The following is a 23,186-nucleotide window of genomic DNA, read 5'->3' as shown; positions in this document are numbered from 1 at the left end:
AGAGAAATCGCCCGCCACCGAAAAGCCACCTCCCCGGTCTCGGCCGCCAGTATGTTCGGTCCTGATTTGAGGTGTATGCACAATTTTGAACAGATCTGCTGCACCTTGTGCGAAATTTGGCTCAGTCGGCCGACCAGCGTGCTCCCGCCTCGGCGAGACGGTCGGCGGCGGTGGTCATCAGCCGTTCCGCCACGGCGTCCACGTGGCGCGCGCGCCAGTCGGCCAGGTCCGTGCCGGCGGCGAAGCGGTTGAACGCGCCGAGCGCCGGGCCGCAGTGGATCTGGAAGTTGACCTTCTCCTCCGCCACGCCTTCCAGCGCGGCACGTGTGGTTTGCGCGAAGTACCACTTGAAGACGTGCGCCATCCGGACCTTGGGGTTGGCCTCGACACGCTCCAGCGCGCCGCCGCCCTTCGCGGCCAGGTGTGGGCGGGCCTGCGCCCACACCTCGTCGAGACTGCGCCGGAAGCAGCGTTGTTCGAGCGAGCGGCGGGTGTCCTCGTCGATGTCCGCGAGGCTGTTGTACTGGCGCCACAGCTGATAGAGCTTGTTGGCGCGCGCCGCGAAAAGCGTGCCCTTACGCAGCACCTGGACTCGCGCGCCCATCTCGAACATGTCGCCTGCCGGCGCGTACGCGGTGTCCTGGACGTCGGCGTCGGCGAGCATGTCCTTGGCCAGATCCGAGGTACCGGCCTCGACGGTGCACTGGTTCACGGAGCCGGTGAGCACGAAGTCCGCGCCGAGCGTGAACGAGGCCGCGATGGACTCGGGGGTGCCGATCCCGCCCGCCGCCCCGACGCGGATTCGTTTGGCGTAGCCGCGCTCGGCCTGCACCTCGTCCCGCAGCGACATCATGGCCGGGACGAGGGCGTACGGATTCCCCGCGTCGGTGTGGCCGCCCGAGTCGGCCTCCACGCAGATGTCGCAAGAGACCGGCAGCTGTGCCGCGATCTCGGCCTCCTCGCGGGTGAGCCGCCCGCTCGCGACGAGGTGGTTGAGCATCTCCGCGGACGGCGGGGCCATGAACGCGGCCGCGACCTCGGGCCGGGAGACCTTCGCCAGCACGTGGCGCACGGCCGTCGGGGTGCCGTCGGCGGTGCGCCGCGCGCCGCGGAACCGGAAGGCGACGATCGCCGGGCTGATGCCGGTAAAGCCCGCCGCCTCGATGTGGTGGACGCGCACGTCGAGCAGTACACGCACCAGTTCGTCCTCCAGCGCGGGGGCGTAGGGCGTCGAGATGAGGTTCACGCCGAAGGGGGTGTTCGGCCCGAGTTCCCCACGGATCCGGGCGACGGACTTCGCGGCCTCGTCGGCTCCGGTGCCGCCGGTGCCGAGGAAGCCCATCAGCCCCGCGGATGCGAGCCGGGTCACAAGGCTCTCGGATGCGATCCCGCGGTACATGGCGCCGGCGAGGTAGGCGTAGCGCAGCCGGTAGTCGCGGCGGAATTCGGCCGAGCCGAGCGCGGCGGGGCGCAGTTTCAGGCTGGAGGAGGTCTGGACGACTGCTGGTGCCCACGCCCGCCGCCGCGGGGCCTGAGTTGACGGCACGCCAGTCCCCAGCGGCGTCGCCGGCTTCGCGAGCGCCGCACTCCAGAATTTTCCGAGGACCGTCCCCGGCCCCACCTCGACCCCGGTCCGCACTCCGCGCTCGATGAGCAGCGACATGCTTTCCCACCAGCGCACCGGCTTGCGGATCTGCTCCGCGAGCAGCCGGGCCACCGTGCCCGGCTCGTAGAGCCGCGCGGTGACGTTCGCAACCACCGGGATACGCGGATCCGCGAACGTGACGGACTCCAGCACCGCACGGAACTCTTCCGCCGCCGCAGACATGTGTCGCGAGTGGAAGGCCGCGCTGACCTGCAGCGGCACGCAGCGGCCGAGCCCGGCGCCAGTGAGCGCGGCGGCGGCGGCGGTGAGGGCTTCCTTAGTTCCCGAGAGCACAAGTTGTTCGGCGGAATTCCAGTTCGCCACGTCCACGTCGGCGAGCCCCACGCGCTCGAGCAATCCCGTCACGTCCGCGACCGCGGCGCCGACCACGGCGAGCATCCCGCCCCCGTCGGCCAGGCCCATCAGCCGCCCACGCTCCCGGACCAGCCGCAGGCCCGTCTCGAAGTCGAAGCACTCGGCGGCGAGCAGTGCGTTGTACTCGCCGAGGCTGTGACCTGCCAGGTAGTCCGGACCGGGCAGGCCTTCGCGCCGCCGGTCGAGGTCGGACAGCGCGTTGACCACGTAGAGCAGCGGCTGCACGTACTGCGTCTGACGGAGGTTCGGCTCGCCGGAGCCGGTCGCCTCGAGGCAGACGCGGCGGACCGAGTAGCCGAGGACCGCCTCCGCCCGCGCGACGTGGGCCGGGTAGCGGTCGAACAGCTCGCGGCCCATGCCGCGCGCCTGCGAGCCCTGCCCAGGGAACAGGTGGACCGTTCCCCCGCCGCTCACCGCGCCACCCCGGTCACGGGCAGGCCGCCGCTGAGCCGCTCGGCGACCGGGGTGGACCTCATCAGGGAATCGAACTCCGACACCGCGATCCGCTCCGTCTCCGCGTCGATCGGCCACAGCGTGTGCAGATATTCCTTGCCGGCCCGCACAGTCTCCGGGGCAACCTTGGAAAGCCGGTAGCTCAGGGCCCGCAGGCCCGGCCTGAAATCCTCGGCCACCCGGTCGACCAGGCCGTGCCGCTCGGCCTCGACGGCCTCGACCGGCATGGTGCTGAGGGTCATGGCCCGGGCGAACTGGAGCCCGCAGCGCTGCACGAGGAACGGCAGGACGCAGCAGGGCAGCAGGCCCCACAACATCTCCGGCAGCGCGAACGTGCTGCGGGACGTTGCCCAGACCAGGTCGCTCGCCGCGACCAGGCCGGTGCCACCGCCCGTGACCTGCCCGTCCACAGTCGCGACGATCACCTTGGGCAGGTTCCGCATCCGGCGCAGCAGCGCGAAGAACGCCTCGGCGTCCGAGCCAGCGGGCTGGTCCCGCGCCGCAGCGTCCAGGTCCATGCCAGCGCAGAAGCCCGGGCCGGGGGCCGCGGCAAGCACGACCAGCCGGCAGTCGGGGTCGCGCCCCGCCACGTCGAGGGCCTCGGCGAGTTCGCGCAGCAGATCCGGGTCGATGCTGTTGCCCCGCCCCGGCCGGTTAAGCACGATGCGGGTGGACCGGGGTGTCCGGACGACCTCGATCGTCCGGAAATGCGCGGTTTCGGTGGTCGCCACGGTCAGCTCCAGCGGTAGCGGCGATGGAAGTTGTCGATCCGGTCCAGCACGAGGTAGCCGCGGTCCGCGACGTGGCTCTTGTAGATGTGCTCGTATTCCGCGACGTCGAAGACCTCGTCCTGCACGCCCGCCATCCGACGCAGGCTCAGATCGCTGAGCAGCTCGTACTCGGGCATGGTCAGCGGGTGGCGTTCCGCGACGGCGGCGGCGATCCGCCGCTCTCCCACGGCCCGCTTCGCCCCCGGACCGAGCACGCCGCTGTAGAACTCGGAGGCGCAGCCGGATCCGTAGGAGAACAGGCCGATCCGGCGCGGCGCGTCCAGCGGACTGTGGTCGATCAGGGAGCAGAGTGCCAGATAGAGGGCGGCGGAGTAGAGGTTGCCGACCACCTGGCAGTACGCGAGGCTCTCCACGACGCGCTGCCCGAAATCGGCCGCGATCGCCTGCGGACCGGCGTCGGCATGCCTGCGCAGCAGGCGGCGGTGCGCGCCCTTGACCATGCCGGCGAACGGCGTGTGCAGGACCAGATGACTGAAGGACCCCATCAGGTCGGCCTCAGGCACCCGCTCCCGGTACGCACCGTAGCTGGCCTCCAGGCAGCTCATGTACGACAGCAGCGACAGGTCGCTGTCCCCGGCCTCAAGGTCCGGGCGCGGCCGGAGGGTGTCCATCACCTCGTAGCTGTGGTAGCCGTTCGCGCCCGCGTCGAGTTCGAGCACACGCGGCCTCCGGCTCACGACCATGGCGACCGCGCCGGCGCCCTGCGAAGGCTCCCAGTACGTCCCGCGGGCGGCGACGCTGGCCGAGTCGGCGGCGATCACCAGGGCACGGGCCTGGGGGACCGGACTGGTCGCGATGACCGCCGCAGCCGTCTGCAGCGCCGCGGTGCCGCCGTAACAGGCATGCTTGACCTCGAAGGAGCGGCAGCGGCGGTCGAGGCCGAGCAGGTCGTGTACGTAGGTACTGATCGGCTTGCCGTAGTCGAGGCCTGACTCGGTGCCCACCACGACGAGCTCGACCGCCGCGCGCCCGCCGTCGTCCAGCGCGTCAATGAGCGGTTTGGCGGCGTTGACCGCGTTGGTGACCGCGTCCTCGCATGGCAGGTTCACCGACTTGCTCTCCATCAGCAGGTTCTCGAAGCGTCGCTGGTCGAGCCCGCGCGCTTCGAACAGCTGCAGCACGCCGAGCGAGGTCCGCCCGACGTAAGCGTTGATCGACTCAATCCCGATACCCATCCGCCCGCGGCCTCCGCCGTGTCAGAACCGTGGCACCATGACGACGTCATGGATGCTGGCGGGCAAGAACAGGTCGTCCCAGGTGCCGCCGCCCTTGGACTCGTGGACGCGCTGCTTGGCAAAGATCGAGGACATCGTCGCCTCGCTGTCGTCGAACTCGCGCAGCAGCCGGTAGTCCTCAAGGTCGCGCAGGTGGATCAGCCAGTGGATACGGTCCTGGCGGCCGAAGTTCTGCTCGTAGAGCAGCGAGGTGACGTGCCCGGGGAACGCTACGTTCACCGCCTCCTGCCAGTCGAAGGCGAACAGCCGCCCCTCCTCGCGGAACTTGTAGGTCACGTCAGCCGTGCGCAGCACCACCGCGCCGGCGTTGGCCGAGTTCAGCTGAGCGCTGATCGGCTGGCTGGTCTGGTTGCGCGCCGCGGGGACATAGAGCGCCGGGTCGGGGGCGGCGTCCTCGTGGCGGTAGTGCAGGCCGTGCTGGGGCAGCAGCACCTGCTCGACCAGACTGCCCGCCACGAACATCCGCTCCCAGCTGCCGTGCCCCTTCTCCGGAAGCCGGTCCACCAGCGAGATGTCGCGGAACTCCTCGTCGTCGTCGACCATCCGCAGCAGGACGCGGTAGTCGTTCGGCGCCTTGAGGTGCACCAGCCAGTGCACGCGGTCGCGCACGCCGAACACCTCGTCGTAGAAGAACGTGGAGATGGTGCCGCCGACCTTGCCGTTCATGTAGGCGACCAGGTCGCGGCTGTACTGGCGGCCCTCGCGGGCGAAGCCGTAGTTGAACTGGCCTACACGGTGCAGGAGCAGCCCGCAGCTGCCGGAGTTCAGGGCGGCGGTCTGCTCGTCGAGGGCGGCAGGGACGGGGGGAGCCGGAGCGGCAGGTGCGGTGGTCATCCGAGGTCTCGATTTCGTTCAGGAGTGACGTCGTATGAAGTCGGTCGCCAGCTCGAACAGCGACGGCGAACCGCGGAAGAGCGCGATGTGGTCGCCGTGGTCGCGGACCACCAGCCGGGCGTCGCGCAGGGTCCCGGCGATCTCGCGGGAGGCCTCGGGGTGCGCGGTCTCGTCGTCGGTGCTGGTGACCACGAGGACGGGCTGGCGGACCCCGTCGACCAGGTCGGCCGCGTCCAGCGCCATGATGGCGCCGTTGATCCGGCTATAGCGGTGGAACAGCTCGGCGGTGGCGTACGGATGCAGCACGAGGTGCGCGAGGTCCCGTGGCACGCTGTCGAGCATCGTGCGCAGCAGGACGTCGTGCACGGACGCGGCGGTCGTCGGGTCGCGCGCGGCCAGCTCCAACACCGCGCTCAGGTTCGCCTGGTGCGCGGTGCGGCAGCCCGGCACGAGCAGGTCGGCGTGCCAGAGGCTGAGCGAGCGCACGAGGTCGGGGCGCTGCGCGGCGGCCGCGAGCGCGAGCACCGCGCCGCCGCACAGTCCGATCACATGCGCATCCCGGGCCTTCTCCGATTCGAGCACGGTGATCAGATCGCGGGTCTGCCCGGCGACGCGGTCCCGCACGGTTCCGGCCAGGTACGCGCCGTCCAACCGAGCGCGCTCGCCCTCGTTGCCGAACAGCCCGCTCGTCTCCCAGGTCAACACCCTGTGATCGGCGGACAGGGCCGAGACCCACGCGGCGACGAACTCGACCGGCATGCCGCACGGCGCGACCAGCAGCACCGGCGGGGCGTCCGGCGCGCCGCCGGCATAGCCGCGCAGCGTCGTGCTACCGATGCCCTCGGCCACGGAGTATTCGAGGTCGAGGTCGGGGTACGGCAGGTCCATGGCCAGCCGCCGCGCCACCACGCCGCCGAAGACCCCCGGCTCGGCCGGCGGGTCGAGTGAGGGCACCGGCGCCGGGGCGCCCCAGCGGGCTGCGTGCGCGGCGAGCTCGCGCCGGAAGGCGGCGAGGGCGTCTGGGCCGCTGAGCGGCGTCGCCGGCCGGAAGTACTGCGGGCACGGCAGGACTTCGAGGAGCGGGAGCAGGGAGCGCACCGCCGCCTCGAGCCCGTCCGTACCCGGCGTCGTCGCCGCGCCGTCCACAGCCTGATCCCCCGCGGCCGCGGCCTGACCGGGCGTCACCCGCGGACCTCGCCGAAGCGGTGGCCGCGCATCGTCTCGGTGACGAGGCGGTTGTGCCCGATCCGGTCCTCGCCCGCGACCAGCACCGCGCCGTAGCGCTCCAGGCTTACCCGGCCGCCGTACTCCTCGATCTCCTCGGTGTCCGGGTAGATCCGCACCGAGGTCGGCACGTACCGGCTGGCGAAGCCGAGCCGCATCTCCCGGGACTCGCCGCTGTGCGGCAGCGAGGCGTGCATCAGCGTGGACCAGAATATAACGGCCTGCCCCGGACGCATGATCATCGGCACCGCGAGGGACTCGTCCGGCTTCCAGTCCGGATCCTTCTGCAGCTCGCGGTAGTCGTAGCCAAAGAAACCGCGGCGCACCCCACCCTTGTCCACGGTGTTGATCAGGTCCGGGTCGTAGTGCATGCGCCTGGCCTCGTCGTAATTCATCCGCGTGTGCGTCCCGGCGATGAACTGCAGGCAGCCGGTCTGCTCGTTCGCCTCGGTGAACGCGGTCCACACGGTGATCGTGCCGCCGATGCCCTCCAGACCCTCCAGACCCTCCAGACCCTCCAGACCCTCCAGCCAGAGGATCTGCGGGGTGCCGGAGGCGTTGGCGAAGGTGTCCGCCTGGTGCCAGTCGGTGCCCTCGTCGCCGGGGTACTTGGGGAAGAACTCGGTGCGCCAGCACAGCACGTCCCGCCCGAGCACACTCACCACCCGGTCGACGATCTCCGGGCGGCAGATGTGGTCGGCGAGGAACTCCATGTCGAGGTGCCGGTCGTAGTTGGCGATGTTGGTGTTGCCCGAGAGCGCGTCGGTCGTCTGGTAGACGGCCGCGCTGCGGTCCATCATGGACAGCCGCTCGCGCTTCCAGATCGCCCGCATCTCGTCGGGCTCGTACACGGTGAACGGACCGAAGAAGCCGTTGCGGCGGAAGGACTCCAGCTCCTCGGCGCTCAGCGCGAACCTGCGCCCGCCCTGCCCGGCGGCGCTCGCGGCGCCCATGCGTGCCACCCCCTCCGCATGTCTGACGACGATCTCCGGGTCCTCGACAGCGTCCGCGATCGCCCGCGCGATCGTGCGTACCGAGGCCACGTCCTCGAGCTCACTGCCATTGAGTGAGGTCCCGTAGGCGGTGTTGAGCTCGGCCATGACGCGTACAAAGCCGAGCGAGGTGAGTCCGAGGTAAAACAGGTCGTCCTCGACGCTGATGTCGGTGTACGGCAGCGCGGCCGCGGCCGACCTGGCGACCGTTTCCTCCAGCAGCGCGCATACCTGCTTTGTGTCGGTCACGTCGTCATCCCTGGGGTCTCGGTCTCCTCGCCGGCGAACAGCCGGGCCGCGGTGACGTTCGCCGCGGAGCGGTCCACCTTGCCGTTCCGGGTCAACGGGATCGCGTCGACCGGGAAGTAACGGGCCGGGCGCATGTGCACAGGCAGTTCCCCGCGCAGGTGGCCGCGCCAGGCCTCGGCCAGGGCCGCGGGGTCGCCGGCGCCCGCGGCCGGGACGGCGAGGACGACCAGTTCGGCTGCGCCGTGCCGACCGACGCCGGGGGTGACCACGACGGGCCCGGCCACCGTCGGGTGACGGCACAGCACCGCTTCGATCTCGGCCGGCTCGATCCGGAAGCCGTTGAGCTTGATCTGGTCGTCCACTCGGCCCAGGTAGACGAGCTCGCCGCCGCGCCAGGCGGCCCGGTCGCCGGAGCGGTAGCAGATCGCGCCATCGGGGCCGGTGACGAATCGTTGCGCCGTCAGCTCCGGCCGGTTGAGGTAGCCGCGGGCCACGCCCGCGCCGCCGATCCACATCTCCCCCGGCCCACCCGCGGGCACCGGCCTGCCGTCGGGGTCCCGGATCGTGACGGTGAGGTCCGGGACCGGCACGCCGATCGGGCTCACTGCCGGGCCGTCGAGGTCCGCTTCGGCCAGCCGCCGGTAGGTCACGTGCACGGTCGTCTCGGTGATGCCGTACATGTTGACGAGCCCGATGTCCGGGTGGCGGCGCATGAATCCGGCGACCAGGTCGAGGTCGAGGCGTTCGCCGCCGAACACGATGGTGCGCAGCGAGTCGGGGATCCGGGATGGGTCGGCCTCCTCGGCGAGCAGCAGCTGACGGAAGGCCGACGGGGTCTGGTTGAGCACGGTGACCTGATGCCGGGTCAGCAGTTCGAGCAGCGCCTCGGGATGGCGCCGCGCGGCGGTCGGGACAATCGCGAGGCAGCCGCCGTGCAGCAGCGCGCCCCAGATCTCCCAGACGGAGAAGTCGAAACTGGCCGAGTGGAAAAGCGTCCACACGTCGTTCTCATCGAATCCGAACCAGTGCCGGGTCGCGCTGAACAGCCGCGTCACCTGCCGGTGTTCCACCACCACGCCCTTCGGCGCGCCGGTGGTGCCCGAGGTGTAGATGACGTATGCGACGTCCCGCGGGCCCGCCACGGACTGTCCCTGCCCGTTCCCGGGCGCCGCATCCTGCCAGGCGTCGAGGGGGATGACGGTGAAGCCGAGCCGCTTCGGCAGCTCCTCCTCACGCGGACCGGCCAGTACGATCGGGGGGCGGGCGTCTTCCAGCAGATAGGTCAGCCGGGCCTGCGGATACGCCGGGTCCATAACGACGTATCCGTTGCCCGCGCGGGCGATCGCCGCCATGCCGACGATCAGGTCAGGGCCGGGGCTGGCGATCAGCCCGGTCAGCGGACCGGCGGCTGGGCCGACGGCGCGCAGGTGCGCCGCCAGCCGGCCGGCCCGGTTCCACAGCTCCGCGTAGCTGAGCGGGCCTGCCGGTCCGAGGACCGCGGTCCGGTCGGGGAACCGGCGGCAGACCTCGCCCAGCAGCTCGTCCAGCCGTGTCTCGGTCGGCATCGGTCGGCGGGCTCGGGTCCGCGGGCTCGGGTCCGCGGGCCTCAGCCCTGGGCCCGGGTCGCGTACAGCCCCCAGTGGTGCGGGGTGAGCGTGATGTCGCGCATGGAGTCGGGCGCAAACATCCGCGCCCAGGTGCCGCCGCCCCTCTCGGCCGGGATGCGCTGCTCGAAGTAGAGGTTGCGCACGGCCTCGTTGCGCACGTGCAGCTCGAGCAGCCGCTGGTAGGTGGTGAGATCCTTCATGTGGATCATCCAGTGCAGCCGGTCGGCCGTACCGAAGGCCTCTTCGTACACGAAGACAGTGCAGTCTCCGGGCAGGTTGTCGTTGATCGAGTCCGCGACGTCGCGGCCGAACTTGCGTGCCTCGGAGCGGAAGTTGTAGTCGATCTGCGCGCTGCGGTGCATCAGGATGCCCGCGTTACCGGAGTGCAGGTGCAGCTCGCGTGCCTGCTTGGTCTGCTGCCAGGCCGGCGGCACGTTGTCCACCGAGTGGTCGGTGTACACGGTGGACTGCTTCTCCAGCCTGCCGTCAGCCACGGTGCCGTACATGCCCCAGAACTGGGGCAGCATCACGGTCTCCTGCATACTGCCGTCCACGAACAGCCGGTCCCAGGCGCCGCCGCCCTTGTCCTCCTCCACCCGGTCCTTGGTGATGGAATCGCGGTAGGCCTGGTCCTGATCGCCCATCAGAACCATCGGGTAATAGCTGGCGAGGGACTTCAGATGGATCAGGAAGTGGATCCTGTCCTTCGTGCCGAAGGTCTCTTCGTACACGAAGACAGTGGCCGTTCCGTTTTGCCGCTTGTTGATATGCTCGGCGAGCTCCCGCGCGAACTTCCGCGCCTCGTTCCGAAACTCCGCGCGTACCTGCGCGACCCGTTCCACGACCACGCCCGCGGTCGAGGTGTCCAACAGTTCCGCGGCGGGAACCGCGGTCTGGTGCTGGGCCGGCGGCACGATTTCGACGCGCTCGCCTTCTACCTCAGAATACCGAATCATAGTCCACCTCACGGTCGCGGATCCTGCACCCGACATTAGGCTGTGCCGGGGATCAGGTCTGCTCATTTCTGAGCAGACCGGTGCCGGCGACGCGGAGAACCAAAAGCGCCATCACCATTGCGACGAGTGCGAGCACCCCGCCGATGAAGAACACCCGGTGGAATCCGCCGACGAGCGCATCCACCTGACGGTGACCGGCGGCCAGCAGGACGGAGGTCCGGCCACTGGAGACGGTGGAGAAGACCGCGAGGCCGACCGCGCTGCCGACCATGAGCGAGGAGGTGAACAGGGCCGAGGCCACGCCGGTGTTCTCGGGGTCCGCGTCGGCGGTGACCGCGACCGACAGCGGCACGTAGGTCAGGCCGAGACCCAGGCCGGTGATCAGCGTCGGACCAGCGATGTGCGCCCAGAAGCCGCCATGCACCGGTACGGTGGCCAGCCAGAACAGGCCCGCGGCGATCAACGGTAGACCGACGGCCAGGCTCGCGCGCACCCCGTCGCGCCCCTTGACCAGCGAGTTGCCGAGGCCAGAGGAGACACCGAAGCCAACCATGATCGGCAGGTACGCCAGCCCCGTGCGCAGCGCCGAGTAGCCGCAGACCTGCTGGAGGTACAGGGTCACGAAGAAGAAGCAGCCCAGCTGGGCCGAGCCGAACAGGACCGTGGTGGCGATGGATCCGGCCGTGTTACGCCTGACCAGCAGCCGCGCGGGCAGGATCGGGTCGTCGTGCCGCCGTTCCACCGCGATGAACACGAGCAGCAGTACGGCCGCGACCGCCAGCAACGCGATCGTTTGGGCGGAGCGCCAGCCGTGGGTCTCCGTGCCGATGACCGCGTAGACAAGGGCGAACAGGGTGAGGGTGATCGCTCCGGCCCCGAAGGGGTCCAGCTTCGGTGGCCGCTCCGAGCGGCCCGCCACCATCACCCATGGGGTGAACAGCAGCACCGCGGCGCCGATCGGCAGGTTGATGATGAACACCCAGCGCCAGCCGACGCCGGTGGTCAGCGCGCCACCGATGAGCGAGCCGAACACCGAGCCACAGGCTGCCGCGGCGCCCCAGGCCGAGAGCGCGGAGGCGCGCGGCTTGCCCTCCGGGAACATCGTGATGATCAGCGAGAGCACCGCGGGAGCGATGGCCGCACCGCCCGCGCCCTCCACCACGCGCGCGAGGACGAGCTCCTGCGGGAGGGTCGAGAACACGCACACCGCCGAGGCGACGGTGAACACGGTGATGCCGATCATCAGCAGGCTGCGCCGGCCGAGGACGTCCGCGAGCCGGCCACCGAGCAACAGCAGGGAGCCGTAGGCGAGCACGTAGCCGTTGACCACCCAGGCCAGCGAGCCGTTGGTGAATCCGAGGTCGGACTTGATGGTGGGCAGCGCGACGTTCACGATCGTGGCGTCGACCTGGATCATGAACTCGGCCAGCAGGAGCAGTGGCAGCACTACGGGGCTGATCGCCGGGCGGCTCGCCGCCTGCGGTGGCGCCTCGTCCGCAGCGCCGCGCGGGGGCTGCCCCGCGGAGTCGTTCATCAGGACCTCTGCCATGGTTTACTCCAGCCCTTGTTCTGTGGTGCGTGTGACTCACCGCTTTGCGGGGCCCGAACTCGCGCCCGCCACGAGCGGGCGGGTCCACAGGTCGGTCAGGCGCGGCAGGACGCGCCCGGTGGGTCCCTCTTCGCGGATCCGCCCGTCAGCGAGGATCAGCACGCGGTCCGCGAGCCGGGCCGCGAGCGGAAGATCGTGGGTAACCAGCACGACGGCGAGATGTTCGAACTCGATCAGCCGCCGGAGCAAGTCGACTACCCCGGCCTGCACGCGCACGTCGAGGCTAGCGGTGATCTCGTCGCACAACAGCACGCGCGGTCGCGCCGCGAGCGCACGGGCGATGGCGACGCGCTGCTGTTGGCCGCCGGACAGCCGCCGCGGGCGGCGGGCGGCCACGGCCGGATCGAGCCCCACCTCTGTCAGCAGCCTGTCGCGCTCCTCGGCCGCCTCGGCGGCGGCCATCCCGCGCAGCACGCACAGCGGCCGCTCGAGCGCCGCGCCAACGCTGCGCCGCGGATTGAGAGTGCCCGCGGGGTCCTGGCTGATCAGCTGCACCGCGCCGCGCTGGGTGATGCTGCGGTCGCGCAGCCGGGCCGGCAGTGGCTCGCCGTCGAGCAGGACGGTGCCGGAGATCGGACGCTGATGCCCGCTGACGCAACGCAGCAGCGTGGTCTTCCCGGTACCGGATTCGCCGACGATCGCGAGGCATTCGCGCCGCCGCAGCTGAAGGCTCACGCCGTCCGCGGTCAGCCGCGCGGACCGGCGTGAACCGTGCCCTGCTGTCAGTTCCCTGATTTCCAGGAGCGGCGCGTCGGTCCGCGCCGAGGGCTCATCGACCCGGTCGGCCGCCTCGTCAAGGGATGGGACGCTGTCCACGAACCGCCGCGTGTAGTCCACGACCGGCGCGTCGAGCAGCGCGCCGGTCGGACCGTCGTCCACCGCGCGGCCGCGGTGCAGCACGACCATCCGGTCGGTGATCCGGCGGGCCGCAGTCAGGTCGTGGGTGATGAAGAGCATGGTCAGGCCGTACTCGGCGACGACCGCGCCCACCGTGTCCAGCACCACTCCGCGGTTGACCGCGTCGAGGCCGGTGGTTGGCTCGTCGAGGATCAGCACGCAGGACCGGTTCGAAAGCGCACGGGCGACGGCCACCCGCTGCCGCTGCCCGCCGGACAGCTCGTGCGGGTACCGGCGCTGGAACGCCTTGTCGGCGGGTAGGCCCACCGCGGCCAGCCGTTCCTCGACGGCGGGATCGGTGTCCTGCGGAACGAGTTCGGTCAGCAGCGCTCGAACCCGCATCGACGGGGTGAGCGCGGAGGCGGGGTCCTGCGGCAGGTACGAGACGACTCCTCGCCGGTACGCGCGCAGCGGACGCGGGGCCAATCTGAGCACGTCGTGCCCGGCGACCTCGACGCGACCCCCGGCCACGCGCAGCCCGTCGCGCACCAGCCCGAGCATCGCGAGCGCCAGCGTTGTCTTGCCCGAACCGGATTCCCCGACCACGGCGACCCGCTCGCCCGGCGCAAGAGCGAGGTCGAGCCGGTCCACCACCACGCGGCTGGCGTCCGCGGTCTCGATGGTGAGTTCGTAGAGATTGATCATGCCTCGAACCTCGCGGCTACCATGTCGAGTGCGAGGTTGACGCCGATGGTCAGCAGGGCCAGCAGTGCACCCGGCACCAGCACGCCCCAGGGCGAAAGCGAGATCCCTTCGATGTTGGCGCTGACCATGGCCCCCCAGTTCGGCGTGTCCGGGCCGAAGCCGAGGAAGCCGGCCGAGGCGGTGAGCGTGATGGCCAGGGCCAGGCGGGCGCCCGCATCGGCGAGCAGCGGGCCGAGGATGTTCGGCAGGATCTCGCGCACCATGACGGTCGCGCGGCCGTCGCCGAGGGCCACCGCCTGGTCGACGAAGCCGAGGTTGCGCACCTGGAACGTGGCGCTGCGCGCTACCCGGGAGACCACCGGCACGCCGGTCAGCGCGACCACGGTGATCAGCGACCACGCCGAATAGCCCCAGCCGTCGAGCAGCGTAAGCAGCACGAGCACCGGCGGGAGCGCGATCAGCACGTCCTCGACGGCGGCGAGGACCTGCCGGGCCCGGCCGCCCAAATACCCCGCCGGAATCCCGAGCGCGCAGCCGAGAACCGCGGTCAGCAGGGTCGCCGCGACCGGGATCAGCACCAGCGCGCGGCCTCCGCAGAGCACCTGCGCGAGGACGTCGCGGCCCGCGCTGTCGGCGCCGAGCCACAGGCCGTGTCCTGCCCGAGCATAGGGCGCGGCGACGATCCGCGACGGCTGAGTGTGCGGCAGCCGACTGCCGATGAGGGCCAGCATGGCGGCGAGCGCACCGGGCACGATCGCCGCGATGCGCCAGCCCGGCACCCGGCGCCGTCGCGCTGACGTGCCCCGGCCCGCGGGTGCCGTCTTCTGGGCGCGGGGCGCCGTGTCGGGCGCGGTGAGCGAGCCGCCGGTCATCGGGGCGTCCTCGTTCGCGGATCGGCGATCAGGCCGATGATGTCCGCGAGGATGAGCGCAGTTAAGATGATCGCGGCAAGCAGCAGCCCGACGCCCTCGACCACCGGCGTGTCGTGCCGGGTGACCGATTCGGTCAGCGGCTGCGAGAGCCCCGGATAGGCGAACAGGCGTTCTACCACGGCGGTTCCGCCGACCAGCGCGCCCACCAGCCATGCCAGCGTCTGCGAGACCGGGCCCGCGACCGAGGGCAGCAGGTGGCGGCGCACCACGGCCCACTCCGACAGACCAGCGAGCCTGCTCGCCTCGACGTGCGGGCTGCGCGAGGCGTCCAGCACGGACGCACGCACGAGCCGTCCCGCCCAGGCGATGCCGAACGAGGCGAGCGCCGCAACCGGCAGCGCGAGTATCTTCGGCCGGGAAAAAGGCGTCTCGCCGAAGGGCACCAGCGAGACCGCCGGGAGCCAGTGCAGCCAGGTCGCGAAGACGAGCACCGCCAGCGAGGCCAGCACGAACTGCGGGATGGAGACGAGGGTGACCGACGCGGCGGTGAGCAGGGTGTCCACCGCGCGGCCCGGCCGCAGCCCCGCGTACACGCCCACCGCCAGCGAGCCGAGCACGGTGAGGCCGCCAGCGAGGGCGACCAGGATCAGCGTGGCGCCGAGCGCGCTGCCGATCACCGAGGATACCGGCTCGTTCCGCACCCAGCTCTGCCCGAGATCGCCGCGCGCCGCGCGCCCGAGCCAGGCCAGGTACTGCGAGACCAGCGGCCGGTCCAGCCCGGCCGCATGGTTGAACTGCGCGATCTGGACGGCGCTCGCTCCTGGGCCGAGCACGGCCGTGGCGGTCTTACCCGGCACCAGGTTGCAGCACCCGAACAACAACAGGGACACGCCGAGCAGGGTGCCCAGCGCGGAGAGCACCCTGCCGGCGAGGGTTCGGACGAGACTCACGCCGTGACCGTGGCGGTGCGGAACACCGGCGTCGACTGCACGGTCTGCACCCTGCTGATCCCGGGGCGGGACGCGTCAAGCTCCTCCTGGAAGGCCCAGAGCAGGTCGCCGCCGGACCGGTGGAGATACTGCTGCAGCTCGTCGAACAGCGCGGCACGCTGCGTGGCGTTCGGCTCGGCCTGCGCCGCGGCGAGCTTCGTCCACCAGCTCCTGCCCAGGCCGGTCACGTTGAAGGGGGACCCGGGCGCGGTGACCGCTCCGAGGTGCACCTCGATCGGCCGGTTGTCATAATAGAAGGCCTGGAACGGCCGCTTGACGAGCGCGGCCAGGTCGGCATAGTAAGAGTGTGGCGGTGTCTGGTTGAGGTTCAGCGTCACGCCGACCGCCGAGAGCTGCTGCGCGAGTAGGCGGGCGGCGTTGGTCATGCCCGGTACGATCTCCGCCGTGTCCAGGGTGAGCGAGCTGACCCCAGCCGCCGAGAACAGAGCGCGGGCCTGGGCCTGATCCTGATCGCGCCGCGGCAGCGACGTGTCATAGCCGCCCAAGCCCTTTCCCACGACGTCGTCGCCCACGGTGCCGAAGCCGAGCAGCGCGTTCCGGATCAGCGCGTTGCGGTCGGCGGTCATGCGCACCGCCTGCGGCACGCGCGGATCGTTGAACGGCGGGAGCGTGGTGTTCATGGCGAAGGACAGTGCGTTCGAGTTCGCTGCCCCGCCGCGGATCACGTTGATGCCGGGACTGGCCACGGCGGCCTGCGCGCCGACCGCGCTGATCGAGACGGCGTAGTCCACCTGCCCTGATTTCAGGGCACTGAGCCTGGTGTCGGCGTCGGCGATCTGCACCACGTCGAGCTCGGTGATCGTCGGCCTGGTGCCCCAGTAGGAGTCGTTGCGCATCAGCTTGATCGTGCCCTCGCTCTGCCCGGCGTACTTGAACGGCCCGGAGCCGATGCCCACGCTGAAGTTCGTCGTGCCCGCAGGGATGATCGGCGAGAAGATCGCCAGGATCGACTCGACGAAGTCGCCGCGGGCGGCCTTGAGCGGCACGACGACGGTCAGGTCGTCGGGTGTGGTGATGGCGGCGGTGTCCATGACCGCGAAGACCGAGGCTCGGTTGCTGTGCGGCGAGGCCAGGGTCTTGAAGGTAAAGGCGACGTCGGTGGCCCGCACCGGGGCGCCGTTGTGGAAGGTGGCGCCGTCGTGCAGCTTGATGGTCCACGTCGTGGCATCCCTGTTGGACGAAACCGACGACGCCAGGCCGAGGGTGTACCCGGAGCCGGTGAGATGGGCCAGCGAGTCGTAGAGGTGGTACATCACCACATAGCTGGCGCCATATCCCATTGTCCTGATATCGAGCCCTGAGCTACCGGTGGTGTCGGCAGCGGCTACGCGGAGCTTGACCGAGCCCGAGGACGCAGACGAGCTCGGGCTGCTCGAACTGCTGCAGGCGCCGAGCGAGAATGCGCCCACCGCGCCCGCGCTCACGGCCAGGAATCCGCGCCGGCTCACCATGAAATATCCCCCGTGTTCTCAGACCGCCGATGGACAACGTCCGCGGCGGGGCTACGGCCGGGAGCGCCGTACTGCGCGCGCAGCTCGCGCTTGAGCACCTTGCCGTTGAGCGTGCGAGGCAGCGGGCCGGACAGCACGATCCGCACCGGCCGCCGACGCTCGTCCAGCCGCGCGTCGAGGTGCGCCTCGAGCTCGGCCACCGTCGTCGAGGGCGCGAGGCGGGCGACCAGCAACACGCGCTGGCCGTCCACCGGATCGGACACGCCGATCGCCGCGCACTCGCGCACCCCTGGGCAGCCGTACGCCGCCGCCTCCACCTCCAGCGAGGAGACCATCACGCCGCCGACCCGGATCACATCCACAACCCGGTCGAACAGGTGCAGCCGGCCCTCGTCGTCGAGGCGGCCCAGGTCGCCGGTGCGGTGCCAGCCGTCGACCAGCAGCTCGTCGGTGATCTCCGGCAGGTCGAGGTAGGTGCGCCTGGGCGCGGGCGTGCGCAGCCAGATCTCGCCGACGGCACCAGTCAGCGCGGGCTCGCCGTGCTTGTCCGCGATCTGCAACTCCGTGATCGGGCTCGGCCTGCCCACGCTCGTCGGGCACTCGGGATCGTAGACGTTCACCACCAGCGCCGGCCCTGCCTCGGACTGCGAGCAGGCCGTAGAGATCTTCACGCCGGGAAACATCGCGAGCAGGGTGTTCGCCGTCGCCGGGGCCAGCGGCGCCGAGCCGCACGCCAGCGTGTGCACGCTGGACAGGTCGTAGCGTTCGGTCAGCTTCCGCTCGATGATGTCCAGCGCGATGACCGGCGTGAGCATGACCGAGCCGACGCGCAGCGATGCGGCCAGTTCGCCCATCCGCTCCGTCGAACGCGGGTCCACAAGCACGACCACCGCGGGCGAGGACAGCGCGATGTTGATGACCGTGGCGCTGGTTCCGGTGCCCAGGACCATCGGCACGAGCATGTATTCGGCGTCGCCGAACTGCTTGAACCAGCTCGGCGAACGGCCGTAGGTCAGGTTGCCGTGCGGCACCTGGTACGCCTTGGGCAGTCCGGTCGTGCCCGAGGTGTAGTGGATGTCGGAGATGTCGAGTGGCGAGATCTCGACCGGCACCGGGTCGGTGATCCCCGAGTCGAGGTCGGCGGGAGTCGCCGTCCAGCCGTCGAAGTCGGCGGGCACGGTCAGCGCCGGCGCGTGGATGATCCCCGCGACCCGGCACTGCGTCAGCCGACGGGCGACCTCGGCCGGCGCGAGGCCGGTGTTCAGGTGCACCGCAGTGGCCCCCGCCTTGAGCAGCCCCAGATAGGCGACCGCGTACGCCCCCCAGTCCATGCCCTCGAACAACAGGGCCACCCGCGTCCCGGTGCTCCCGCCGCGGGCCAGTAGCCCATAGGCCACCGAGGTCGCGCGCCGATCCCACTCCGCGAAGGTGGGCCCGTCCACGCCGTCGACGTTGAACGCGACCGCGTCCGGCGTGGACTCGAGCCGCGCGGTCATCAGGTCCGGCACCACCATCATCGGCGCAGGCTGCCCGGCGCCGCTGCCGGGCGCGGCGGTCACCTCGGCCGAGGTGCTGGAGCTCATGCCTGCTCCGCCCACCAGTCCCGCGCACCGCCCTCATCGGCGCCGAAGACCCGCCAGATCATGCCGTCGCGGATGACGTAGGCCCCGAACGCGACGATGTTCTCGCCTTTCACCGACATCGTGCTGCGCGTCATGATGGTGTCCACGGTGTGCACGTACTCGTTCACCTCGACGAAGGCCAGGCCCATCTTTTTGTAGTCGTCGAGGAAGGCACGCACCTCGCCGCGGCCCCGGAGCACCTTCTGGAACCGGGTCCACTCCACCTCCGGGTGGTAGAGCTCCATCAGCCCGTCGGTGTCGTCGGTCATCAGGCGCTGGACCATCTCGCTGAACACCGGATGCAGTTGCGGCATCTGCTGCTGCAGCTCCGGTATCGCGTCGGCCATCGGTCCAACCTCCAGTCCCGTTGCTACGGTGGCGATCTCCCATTCCGTCGCACAGGACTGTGGCCCGCATACCACGCCGCCGTCTGCTCAGGAGTGAGCGTCCGGCGAACCCGGGTCCGAATGCCGAATCCGGGGAGCATGCCGTGTGCACGGGCTCTGACTACACCGTATTGATCTGACTACACCGTATTGAGCAGTCCCGGGCACCGACCCCGGCTACGCGACGCCGCCGGGACGGCCATCCCAAGGAGCGCCGGCCCGCGGCGGTTCCTACTGGTCGGGGACACCAAGCTGGTCTCCTACACCAACCTGCGCGAACTCGACGGCCCCGGCGGTGCCCGACCCGCCCGGCTCCCCCCGACCCAACAACAAGATCACAGAGGCCGGATGGCGCAACGCAACCCAATGTGCGAAACACGGGGCTAGCATGGACACGCAACGCCATCGGTTCGTAGCGGTGGCGGCACGTCAGGGATGGTCAGGGATAGGGTACGGAGCGAGCCGTAAGGGAGCGGTGATCTGATGACTCAGCGCGCTGAGAGCGAACTCACCATCGACAGTCGGCAGGGCTCCCCCGTCGAGTGGCTGGGGGCGGAGATGACCCGCGCCCGCTGGACCAAGAGCTTCACCGGCGACCTGACCGCCACCAGCTGCATCGAATTCGTGATGGGGCAGCTGGTGGAGGGCGACGGCCCCCGCGTGTACGTGGGCGTGGAACGGGTCGAGGGCACGCTGCACGGCCGCAAGGGCAGCTTCGTACTCGTCCACAACGCCCGGTCGCTCGGCGCGGAGAACGAGATGATGATCACCGTGCTGCCGGGCTCCGGTACCGGCGAGCTGGACGGCATCACCGGGACCGCGCAGATCACCCCCGGGCACGCCTTCATCCTCGACTATGAACTCGGCTCCTGACGGCCGCGGATGAGAGGGAAGGCGGCACCAGGTCCGGCCCTGTCCGATCGTGCGCTCGGCCGCGCGCTGCTGGCCAGGCAGGGCCTGCTCGAGCCGTACGACCTGCCGCTCGCCGAGGTCGTCGAGCGGATCGGCGCGGTGCAGTCCCAGTACTGGCCCGCGCCGCCGGTCGCGCTCTTCTCCCGGATGCGGGAGGTGACGGTCCGGCAGGTGCACGAGGCCCTGGCCGCGCGCGAGCTCGCCAACGGCATCCTCCTCCGTGGCACGTTCCACCTGGTCAGTGCCCGCGAGCACCCGGCATACTCGGCGGTGGCCGAGTATGCCGGCACGAACGACTGGCGGTTCTTCCTGCCGAAGTCCATGCGAAGCTTGCCTCCGCTCGACGAGCTACGCCGGGACCTGTACCGTTTCGCCGAGGGCGAGGCGCTCAGCGGAGCGCAGATTGCAGAGTTCATCGAGAAGTGGCTGGCCGCGCGCCCCGAGGAACTCGCCGCGGAGCAGGTCGCCTGGCTGCGCGAGCGGTCCTTCAGGTTGTTCCTGCGTACCAGCGCATTCCTGCGGGTTCCGGCCGACGGGAACTGGAACACGGCCAAGGGCCCCGCCGAGCACACCGCCGCGCCGCAATCCCCGATCACGGGTGACGGCGTGGCGGCGGATGCCGCCCTTTCCGAGGTGGTGCCGCGTCATCTGCGCGCCTTCGGCCCCGCCGCGGCGGAGGACGTCGCGTACTGGCTCGGCTGCCGCGTCCCGCAGATCCGGCCAGTACTCGACAAACTGGGCGATTGCCTCGCCCGCCTCACCGATGAGGCGGGACGCACGCTGTACGACCTCCCCGACGCCCCGCGCCCGGACTCCGCGACTCCGGCTCCGGTGCGGCTGCTCCCGTGGTTCGACAGCGCCCTGCTCGCCTACGACGCGAAATACCGCAGAAGAATCCTTCCGGACGCCTACAAGGGCCTCGTCTACATGAAGGCGAATCTACAGCTGTTACCCACGATTCTGGTCGACGGCCTCGTGGCGGGAATATGGTCGGTGGAGACGAAGCAGATAAAAGGCGGTTCCGTCTGCGTCGTCCTCAAGCAGTTCACCGAGCCGAGCCACGAAGACCGGGAAGCGCTTGCCACAGAAGCCGAGCGCCTCGCCCGCTTCATGCGTCCGGAAGCCGCATCCCATACGATCCGTTTCGAAGAGCCCTGATTCACAGGCGGTTCGGTAACCGATACAATGCCGCCATGAAGGCTTCCGGAACTTTCGACGTAGCCGTATTCGAACAAACGGAACTGTCTCCCAGACCGGCCCTCGGGACAGGCCTGCCTGTTGGCGTGTGGACCATGGAGAAGCACTACGCCGGCGAACTGACGGGCCGCTCGGCCACTCTGCTGACCGCGGCCTTCGACCGCTCAAGCGGTGTCGGCACCTACGTGGCCATGGAGTCCTTCGACGGCACGCTCGGCGGCAGGAAGGGTGCCTTCAACTTCGTGCACTCCGCCGCCACCACCGGCACCAATCGCTACGACGAGTTCTTCACCATCGTGCCTTCCAGCGGCGCCGGCGAACTTACCGGCATCCGCGGCACCGGCGGCATGGAGATCGACTCCGACGGCACCCACCACATTTGGTTCGATTACGAACTCGACGAGTGAGCTCCCCCCGGGTATGTCGGTGATCCAGCGCGCGGCGAACAGCCCTGACGCGTGTCCAGCCAGGTGGGTGCGTCTCCGGCGGGCAGTGTGAACACAACGGTGGACAGTACCGAACGTCTCGGCCGGCATCGGTGGAAAGGCGAGAGAACGATCTCCTGGCTGGATGGCTACCGCCGGTTGACCATCCGCTACGAACGCGATGGCCGGAACTTCCTCGGGCTCCTCACTCTGGCCGCCACGATCACCTGCTGGAAGAAACTCCCACACCCCACATGAGACGGCGAAGCCCTTCACTGCTGTCGGGACCGGGCGGTGGTCACCTCGCCGTAGGTGTGCAGGGAGGCGAGGTCAGCGGCGGCCCGGCCGGACGCCCACCCCTCGCCGTCGGTCGCGTTCACCGCCCGGGCGACGACCTGCGGGAACATCGTCTCGGCTGCCTCCTTCACGGCGTCGCCACGGGCGGCGAGCACAGGCAGCAGCCGGCTCTCGCCCGCCTCGGCCGCGGCCTGTTCACTGGCCTGCTCGGTAGCGGCCGTCAGGCGTTGGCCGATCCGGACCGCGAACGAGGCGAGGAACGACTGGCGGAACGACCGGGTGCGGGACCGCCCGTGGCGGGACCCGGCCTGCATCATCGCCGCGGTCGCCTGGACCAGGAGCGAGGTGTACAGCAGTTCGACGGCGTCGAGGTCAGGCTGGAAACCGATCACCGTGGCGAACCCGAGGTTCTTTGTCCACACCGAACGGCATCGGTTTGCACCGGCGACCACGTCGAGCAGGCTGGCCTTGGCCGCCTCGTAAGGGCTGTCGACGCCGACCCGGCGGCCGGCCGGCTCGTCGCGGGTTCCCTCCCGCGCCGCGAGCAGCGCCTCGTCGATGCTGTGCCGGGCCATGAGCTGCTGTGCCTTGGCGGTCAGCGCCTCAGCCTCGTCCGCGAACCCGGTCGATTCGGCCTTCGCCAGCAGCGCCCGGACCTTGTCGAGGATGCGTGGGTCGGCGCTCCGGCCGGCCCCGGCCCGGCGGCCCGGGTCCGCCTGGCCGTGGCCGCGTCCCGCAGGGCGACCTGGTGGGTCGCGTCGTGTGGTGCCTGGTGGGGGGCACAGGGATTCGATCGCGGGAAGGGTGTGCAGAAGGGTGAGCAGACCGAGGGTGTCGGCAAGCGCCTCCACCCGGTCCCGGCCCTCCCGGTCACCCCAGGCGTCCAGCCAGGTGCCGTCATCCTCCCACCACAGAACGGCGTTAAGATCATACAGCTGGTTCTTCCACCGCTCGTCGACGGTGGCGGCCGCGTACTGCCGCATCTGGCCGGCGATGGCGTCGACGGCGAGTCGCGCCTGGCGCTGGCCCGCCTGACGGTTCACGATCCGGTGCACGTCAGCCGGCTGCCAGCCGCGCTGCCAGGCGGCCTCGACGGTGCGGTCGAACCACCCGGCCAGGGACCGATTGACAACTCGGCGTCCGGCCGGCCCGCCCGGCGCGGCGACGAGCAACTCCACGTACTCGGCCAGTGCCGCCTCATCCCGGGCGAGCTGGGCGCTCAGCGCCGCCGCGACCAGCTGATCGGCGATCCGGCGAAACATCTCCCGCTGGCCGCGCTCCTCCTGGTAGAAGGCCCCTGCCCCGGACTCCGGCGCCTGGGCGCGGACACGGTTCGCGCGGGCCTTCTGTTTTGCCTTGCGTCGTTCCCGGTTCCGGCTGCCCACCCATCACCTCGCTCAGAGGGAATCCTGATCTCTCGTCCCCAAGGATCGCATGTCGACCGGAGCGAGAAGGACCGACCCCAGGTTCGATGATCAATTCCGCGGCCATACGGCAGAATG

20 protein-coding genes are annotated in these 23,186 nt (G+C 70.4%); 4 read left to right on the top strand and 16 right to left on the bottom strand.

Annotated features, from left to right (window positions below; all coding sequences use genetic code 11):
* Positions 1 to 121 precede the first annotated feature (121 nt).
* From fabD to AC08OO_RS01975, 15 genes are all read right to left on the bottom strand, one after another.
* Entirely contained in the window at positions 122 to 2,434 is a 2,313-nt protein-coding gene (fabD, locus tag AC08OO_RS02045; protein ID WP_476608746.1) for an ACP S-malonyltransferase, read from the bottom strand.
* A complete protein-coding gene (locus tag AC08OO_RS02040) occupies positions 2,431 to 3,204 on the bottom strand; it encodes an enoyl-CoA hydratase/isomerase family protein (RefSeq protein ID WP_476608745.1) in 774 nt (257 codons plus the stop codon). The genes fabD and AC08OO_RS02040 overlap by 4 nt, the downstream gene beginning before the upstream one ends.
* Positions 3,205 to 3,206: 2 nt before the next feature.
* Positions 3,207 to 4,439 carry a hydroxymethylglutaryl-CoA synthase family protein gene (locus AC08OO_RS02035; RefSeq protein ID WP_476608744.1) on the bottom strand — a complete coding sequence of 411 codons (1,233 nt, stop codon included), beginning with the start codon at positions 4,437 to 4,439 and terminating at the stop codon, positions 3,207 to 3,209.
* 21 nt (positions 4,440 to 4,460) lie between these two features.
* Complete coding sequence (locus AC08OO_RS02030) at positions 4,461 to 5,333, bottom strand: DUF6039 family protein (protein WP_476608743.1); 873 nt, start codon at positions 5,331 to 5,333, stop codon at positions 4,461 to 4,463.
* A gap of 18 nt (positions 5,334 to 5,351) precedes the next feature.
* Entirely contained in the window at positions 5,352 to 6,518 is a 1,167-nt protein-coding gene (locus AC08OO_RS02025; RefSeq protein WP_476608742.1) for an alpha/beta fold hydrolase, read from the bottom strand.
* Complete coding sequence (locus tag AC08OO_RS02020) at positions 6,515 to 7,798, bottom strand: chlorinating enzyme (protein WP_476608741.1); 1,284 nt, start codon at positions 7,796 to 7,798, stop codon at positions 6,515 to 6,517. The genes AC08OO_RS02025 and AC08OO_RS02020 overlap by 4 nt, the downstream gene beginning before the upstream one ends.
* The gene (locus tag AC08OO_RS02015) at positions 7,795 to 9,363 is read right to left on the bottom strand and encodes an amino acid adenylation domain-containing protein (protein ID WP_476608740.1); all 1,569 of its coding nucleotides are present in this window, start codon (positions 9,361 to 9,363) and stop codon (positions 7,795 to 7,797) included. Before AC08OO_RS02015 ends, AC08OO_RS02020 begins: the two co-directional genes overlap by 4 nt.
* Before the next feature lie 41 nt (positions 9,364 to 9,404).
* Positions 9,405 to 10,373, bottom strand: a complete 969-nt coding sequence (locus AC08OO_RS02010; RefSeq protein ID WP_476618172.1) for a DUF6039 family protein — start codon at positions 10,371 to 10,373, stop codon at positions 9,405 to 9,407.
* 40 nt (positions 10,374 to 10,413) lie between these two features.
* Positions 10,414 to 11,910 carry an MFS transporter gene (locus tag AC08OO_RS02005; RefSeq protein WP_476608738.1) on the bottom strand — a complete coding sequence of 499 codons (1,497 nt, stop codon included), beginning with the start codon at positions 11,908 to 11,910 and terminating at the stop codon, positions 10,414 to 10,416.
* Between the two features lie 36 nt (positions 11,911 to 11,946).
* Positions 11,947 to 13,512 (bottom strand): ABC transporter ATP-binding protein, encoded by a 1,566-nt coding sequence (locus AC08OO_RS02000; protein WP_476608737.1) that lies wholly within the window; start codon positions 13,510 to 13,512, stop codon positions 11,947 to 11,949.
* Positions 13,509 to 14,291, bottom strand: coding sequence for an ABC transporter permease (locus tag AC08OO_RS01995; protein WP_476618171.1), 783 nt, complete (start codon positions 14,289 to 14,291; stop codon positions 13,509 to 13,511). The genes AC08OO_RS02000 and AC08OO_RS01995 overlap by 4 nt, the downstream gene beginning before the upstream one ends.
* A gap of 89 nt (positions 14,292 to 14,380) precedes the next feature.
* Positions 14,381 to 15,334, bottom strand: a complete 954-nt coding sequence (locus AC08OO_RS01990; RefSeq protein ID WP_476608735.1) for an ABC transporter permease — start codon at positions 15,332 to 15,334, stop codon at positions 14,381 to 14,383.
* Positions 15,331 to 16,845: an ABC transporter substrate-binding protein gene (locus AC08OO_RS01985; RefSeq protein WP_476608734.1), complete on the bottom strand. Its 1,515-nt coding sequence runs from the start codon at positions 16,843 to 16,845 to the stop codon at positions 15,331 to 15,333. The genes AC08OO_RS01990 and AC08OO_RS01985 overlap by 4 nt, the downstream gene beginning before the upstream one ends.
* Positions 16,839 to 18,428, bottom strand: a complete 1,590-nt coding sequence (locus tag AC08OO_RS01980) for a class I adenylate-forming enzyme family protein (RefSeq protein WP_476608733.1) — start codon at positions 18,426 to 18,428, stop codon at positions 16,839 to 16,841. Before AC08OO_RS01980 ends, AC08OO_RS01985 begins: the two co-directional genes overlap by 7 nt.
* Positions 18,425 to 18,814: a nuclear transport factor 2 family protein gene (locus tag AC08OO_RS01975; RefSeq protein WP_476608732.1), complete on the bottom strand. Its 390-nt coding sequence runs from the start codon at positions 18,812 to 18,814 to the stop codon at positions 18,425 to 18,427. The genes AC08OO_RS01980 and AC08OO_RS01975 overlap by 4 nt, the downstream gene beginning before the upstream one ends.
* Positions 18,815 to 19,336: 522 nt before the next feature.
* Between AC08OO_RS01975 and AC08OO_RS01970 the strand changes: the two genes are divergently transcribed.
* From AC08OO_RS01970 to AC08OO_RS01955, 4 genes are all read left to right on the top strand, one after another.
* On the top strand, positions 19,337 to 19,726 hold the full coding sequence (locus AC08OO_RS01970; RefSeq protein WP_476607422.1) for a DUF3224 domain-containing protein: 390 nt from the start codon (positions 19,337 to 19,339) through the stop codon (positions 19,724 to 19,726).
* A 9-nt stretch (positions 19,727 to 19,735) separates the two neighbouring features.
* Positions 19,736 to 20,923 (top strand): winged helix DNA-binding domain-containing protein, encoded by a 1,188-nt coding sequence (locus AC08OO_RS01965; protein WP_476608731.1) that lies wholly within the window; start codon positions 19,736 to 19,738, stop codon positions 20,921 to 20,923.
* A gap of 35 nt (positions 20,924 to 20,958) precedes the next feature.
* Positions 20,959 to 21,369 carry a DUF3224 domain-containing protein gene (locus tag AC08OO_RS01960; protein WP_476608730.1) on the top strand — a complete coding sequence of 137 codons (411 nt, stop codon included), beginning with the start codon at positions 20,959 to 20,961 and terminating at the stop codon, positions 21,367 to 21,369.
* Between the two features lie 99 nt (positions 21,370 to 21,468).
* Positions 21,469 to 21,645, top strand: coding sequence for a hypothetical protein (locus AC08OO_RS01955; protein WP_476607419.1), 177 nt, complete (start codon positions 21,469 to 21,471; stop codon positions 21,643 to 21,645).
* A gap of 14 nt (positions 21,646 to 21,659) precedes the next feature.
* Here AC08OO_RS01955 and AC08OO_RS01950 read toward each other — a convergent pair whose 3' ends face one another.
* Entirely contained in the window at positions 21,660 to 23,069 is a 1,410-nt protein-coding gene (locus AC08OO_RS01950; RefSeq protein WP_476608729.1) for a DUF2786 domain-containing protein, read from the bottom strand.
* Positions 23,070 to 23,186: the final 117 nt, after the last annotated feature.

The sequence above is a fragment of the Frankia sp. CeCAU1 genome (genome assembly GCF_977971845.1).
This window is presented reverse-complemented; position numbering and strand designations above follow the sequence as displayed.